Annotated in this window: 4 protein-coding genes; all 4 read left to right on the top strand. The window is 48.9% G+C overall.

Annotated features, from left to right (window positions below):
* Positions 1 to 70: 70 nt before the first annotated feature.
* On the top strand, positions 71 to 1,102 hold the full coding sequence (locus tag ON063_RS14195) for a class I SAM-dependent methyltransferase (RefSeq protein WP_274665568.1): 1,032 nt from the start codon (positions 71 to 73) through the stop codon (positions 1,100 to 1,102).
* Between the two features lie 69 nt (positions 1,103 to 1,171).
* Positions 1,172 to 2,665 carry a phytoene desaturase family protein gene (locus ON063_RS14190; RefSeq protein ID WP_274665567.1) on the top strand — a complete coding sequence of 498 codons (1,494 nt, stop codon included), beginning with the start codon at positions 1,172 to 1,174 and terminating at the stop codon, positions 2,663 to 2,665.
* Positions 2,662 to 4,140 (top strand): phytoene desaturase family protein, encoded by a 1,479-nt coding sequence (locus tag ON063_RS14185; RefSeq protein WP_274665566.1) that lies wholly within the window; start codon positions 2,662 to 2,664, stop codon positions 4,138 to 4,140. The genes ON063_RS14190 and ON063_RS14185 overlap by 4 nt, the downstream gene beginning before the upstream one ends.
* Complete coding sequence (locus tag ON063_RS14180) at positions 4,106 to 4,948, top strand: phytoene/squalene synthase family protein (protein WP_446719145.1); 843 nt, start codon at positions 4,106 to 4,108, stop codon at positions 4,946 to 4,948. The genes ON063_RS14185 and ON063_RS14180 overlap by 35 nt, the downstream gene beginning before the upstream one ends.
* Positions 4,949 to 4,971: the final 23 nt, after the last annotated feature.

Below are 4,971 nucleotides of genomic sequence, written 5' to 3'. Positions count from 1 at the left end.
ATTTTTTGTTTGTAGACAAATTATTAGGGGAAAATAAAAAAATCAGTAATCATGACGATGAGGTGAAATGATGGATCAACAAATGATGGAATGGACACGCGTATTACATGCGCGGAAATGGATGAAACAAACAGAATCTTTCTTACCATTATGGCACGGTTATATCGGCTATAAATTTGGCCTATTCGATGCACTTCAAGGTGGCGCAAGTATGGCAGAGATGAATTTACGACTCAAACGCCCACTGACGCAACTTGCACTAGAGCGTTGGTTAGAAGTCGGAGTCGCAGTACGTCATTTGAAGAAGAGAGGCTGGCGCTACTATCCGACACGTGGCTTAAAATATCAATTATCCGGTAACGACGAACGAAGCATCGGATTCATGCTGCAAGAGATGATGGAACTTCACATTCCTGCATTGATCGCTTATCCGGAATTTTTAGAGTCCGGAAAACAAAAGACATTCGATGGGGCAGAGCACGGTCAAGTCGTCGCGAAAACGTCGACCCTTGTGGAAACGGTCGCGTTCCCGATTGTACAGCAATTATTACGTCAGGCGAATGTCCAATCGATGCTTGATATCGGTTGCGGTCACGGTGGCTACTTACGTAAATTACAAGCGCTCGAACCAAGTTGGGAACTGACAGGTATTGATTTAGAGGAAGAGGTGATTGAAGAGGCGCGGTCTCGTGATGAACGGGGCGATATTCATTTCGAAGTCGCCGACTTCATGAACTGGGAAACGGACGAGCAGTTCGATGCGGTCATGATGAACAATATGCTCTATTACTTTTCACCAGAAGAGCGGATCAAACTGCTTGAGAGACTTCGGGATCGTTTAGAAAAGAACGGGGTAGCAGTCCTCGTGACGCCGCTTGCAGAGACGGCACTTGGCGGACGATTCGCTTCCGCATTCAACGCATTCATGACTCTCCATGACAACTTGTATCCGCTCCCGACCATTCCACGATTACGCCGACAGATGCAAGAAGTCGGATTTGAACAAATTCGATTCATCCCATTCATCCCAGAAGGATCTTGGTACATCGTCATCGCCGAGCGAGGAAGAAAGAACCTGCTCAATCAACCGATTGAAAATTGAACTTGTCTCCGGTCATTTCTATAATGATAGAGAAGCATAAGAGACTATTCACATAGGGAGTTGTTGAGTGTGTCGAAACAAAGAGTTGCCGTAATAGGGGCAGGACCTGGTGGATTGGCTGCTGCGATGCTACTGGCGCATCGTGGGGTAGATGTCACCGTATTTGAGAAACAACCGTTTGTCGGAGGGAGGACGTCACGCCTGCAAGTCGGCGAATTCACGTTTGACCGAGGACCTACATTTTTAAACATGCCTTATATTTTAGAAGAAATTTTTGAAGAAACGGGACGCGATTTACATGATTACGTCGAGATGAAACGACTGGAACCGATGTATGATTTGTATTTCGATCGCGGCACGCGTCAGCTCTCGATGACGACAGATCGCGACCAGATGCATCAAGCCATCGAAGCACAATTCCCGGGAAATGGAGAAGGATATGAGCGATTCATGAGCGAACAGGCGATTAAGCTGTCCAAGTTGATGCCTGTCTTACAGACCGCTCATGATAAATTGACCGATTATGTATCATTACGTGTGCTCAAAGCACTGCCGTTTCTGTCGATTGGGAAGTCGCTTTATGATGTCTTATCCGAGTACTTCACGAGCGAAGAACTGAAGTATGCGTTTACCTTCCAAGCAAAATATTTAGGCATGTCCGCTTGGGAATGCCCGGGCGGTTTCTCCATTTTATCGTATATGGAACACGCATATGGGGTTCATCACCCGATTGGGGGAGTGAATCAACTTTGCCATGCGATGGCGAAAGTCGTGGAAGAAGAAGGTGGCTCCATTCGTCTAGGAGAACCGGTGGAGCGCCTCCTCATGGAGGACAAGAAAGTGACAGGTCTAGTGGCCGGAAGTGTCCATTATGCGTTCGATGAAGTCGTAATCGGTGCTGATTTTGCACATGCGATGACGTCGCTTGTCCCTGAAGGTAAACTCTCGAAGTGGAGTCCAGCTCAACTGAAGAAGAAGCGCTATTCGTGCTCGACGTTCATGCTCTATCTCGGACTTGATCACATATACGAAGACGTGGCGCACCATTCGATTTACTTTGCAGACGATTATGAGTTGAACGTCAAAGAGATGACGCAAGAGTTGAAACTGAGCGAGGATTTCTCATTCTACGTTCAAAACGCCTCACGCGTCGACCCGACGCTCGCGCCTGCAGGAAAGTCATCGCTTTACGTGCTCGTACCGGTACCGAATAACTTATCCGGTCTCCCATGGGACGAGCTACAGACGACGATGACAGAACGTGTACTCGACGCCCTTGAGACACGGTCTCCGTACCGAGGCATCCGACAACATATCGAGGTGATGGAGACGTTGACACCAGTGGACTGGGAGACGTTTGGCGTGTATGAGGGAGCAACGTTTAACCTTGGCCATAATCTATCGCAAATGATGTATTTCCGTCCGCACAACCAATTTGAAGAGCTCGACAACGTCTGGCTCGTCGGCGGTGGAACGCATCCGGGAAGTGGGCTTCCGACGATTTTTGAATCGGCGCGAATCACGACGAACCTGTTGCGTGAACGGGCAGGTGTCGGCCGATGAACATCAGCTTTGTCGGGGCCGGGGTCGGCACTCTTTATGCCGCCCTCTTATTGACGAAACATAATCCGTCGCTAAATATCACGATTTATGAGAAAGAAGCACGCGTCGGAGGACGGTTGAACTATGTTGAGTTTGAGAATGGGGCGAAAGTCGACGAAGGGCCGACAATCGTCTTGTTACCGAGTAAACTGAAGCAACAGTTGATGGAAGCAGGGCTACCAGAAAATGAAGTCGAGTTACTCGAAGTCGACCCGCTCTATCGCTTGCGTTATCAAGACGGGACATCATTCTACAAATATCGCGATATCGAACGGCAGGCTGAAGAAATCGAGCGGACGTTCGGTGAAGGGGATGCGTTTCGTCATTATATGTCGCAGAAGAAAGAAGAGTATCGGATTGGATTCGATACGTTTTTGGACCGTAGCTACGCATCAAAAACGGAATTGTTCGAACCTAAACTGTTGCTCCTCTTGATGCGTCTGAAAGCATATGAAACGGCCCATGCGAACATGAAACGTTTCTTTGAAGACGAACGCCTACGTGTCGCCTACAGTTTACAGACACTCTATATCGGTGGGAATCCTTATGCGACGCCTTCTTTATATGGACTGATCCCGTATCGTGAACAGGAAGAGGGCGTCTGGTACGTAAAAGGAGGATATTTCTCGCTTGCGGCGAAAATGGAACAAGAGCTGAAGCGTCGAGGTGTCCGTTTCGTGATGAATGCGACTGTTAATCGCGTTCATGTCACGAACGGAGTGGCAGTCGGTGTCACGGTCAATGACGAGTATGTGCCTTATGACGCGGTCGTTGTGAACGGGGACTTCCCACTCATGGAGCGACTCATTGATGGCGTCACACCAAAGACGTACGAACCGTCCAGCGGTACGTTACTTCTGTACTTCACCGTCGATGGCGAACTAGATTTACCGGTCCATCAATTTGATTTGCCGAACGATTTTGAAGGATCGATGCGCACGATCTTTGAGGATGGTAAACTAAGTGAGTATCCGGCGATGTATACGTTCAATCCATCACGGATCGATGCGACACTCGCGCCGGATGGGACGAGCGTGCTGTATGTCCTCGTTCCCGTACCTCGTAAATTGGAACGGGAAGACTTTGAGACGCAAGGAACGATTGACCATCTATTCGAACGAATCGAGGCACTCGTACCAGGTTTTCGTGAGCGCGTGACCGAGATGAAAGTCCGGACACCGATGGATGCTGAGCGTTTCGGTCTATTTGAAGGAGGAAGCTTTGGGATTGCACCGAAGTTGTCTCAATCAGCTGCCTTCAAGCCACAGGCAAGACCGTTCCCGAAAATCGAACGATTGTATGCGGTTGGTGCATCTGTCCATCCATGTGGTGGCGTGCCAATCGTCATGATTGGGTCACAGTTACTCGTGAAAAAAATGGAAGAAGAAATGGGGGCAATACATCGTGACGACACAAGAAGCGTATCGTCAATGTGAGGAAATCATGAAGAAAGGCTCGCTGACTTTTTATCGGGCCTTCTCTTTGCTCTCAAAACCAGACCGTCAAGCGGTCATGGCCGTGTATACGTTTTGTCGGACCCTTGATGACGCAGTAGATGAATCGGACCGTCCAGAAGAAAGTCTGGCGTCGTTTTTGCATGCGTTCGATCGTTTTTTGGCCGGGTATGATCAAGACGTTGCACTATGGGTTGCCCTTCGAGATGTGTGGCAGCGCTATGAGATGGACGTAGATCCATTTTTCGAGCTGGCAGAAGGGATGAAGTGGGATTTACATAAGTCGCGATATGAGACGCTCGAAGAGACCGAGCAATATAGCTACTATGCGGCGAGCACGGTCGGTCTGATGCTACTCCCGATTCTTGTCCCAAATCAAGACAATGCGACGAAACGCCAGCTTCGGCTAGGTGCCATTGACCTTGGGATTGCGATGCAACTGACGAATATTTTGCGAGATGTCGGGGAAGATTTGAACCGAGACCGCATTTATTTACCACGGACGATGATGCGACAGTTCGGTGTAACTGAAGAGATGTTACAGCAACGAGAAGTGACACCTGCCTTTATCGAACTATGGGAGGCGTTGGCGAAACGCGCGGAGTTCTTGTATGAACGCGCACGTGGAACCCATCACCTCTATCCACTGGCCAGTCGAAAGCCAGTTCAAGCGGCAGCGCTCCTATACGAAGGAATTTTAGATGCGGCTCGAGCAAACGGATATGACGTTTTCACAAAGCGTGCATACGTATCGACGCTTCAAAAAGGAAAGTTGCTAGCAAAACTATAAGAGGTCAGGTTTACTGTAGGCGC

Origin of the sequence: Exiguobacterium sp. B2(2022) (assembly GCF_028823655.1) — a bacterium.
Lineage (GTDB): Bacteria > Bacillota > Bacilli > Exiguobacteriales > Exiguobacteriaceae > Exiguobacterium > Exiguobacterium aestuarii_A.
This window is presented reverse-complemented; position numbering and strand designations above follow the sequence as displayed.

Excerpts from the sequence above, each read along its gene's own strand:
- ON063_RS14195 (WP_274665568.1), top strand. The coding sequence starts at position 71 with ATGGATCAACAAATGATGGAATGGACACGCGTATTACATGCGCGGAAA.
- ON063_RS14185 (WP_274665566.1), top strand. The coding sequence starts at position 2,662 with ATGAACATCAGCTTTGTCGGGGCCGGGGTCGGCACTCTTTATGCCGCC.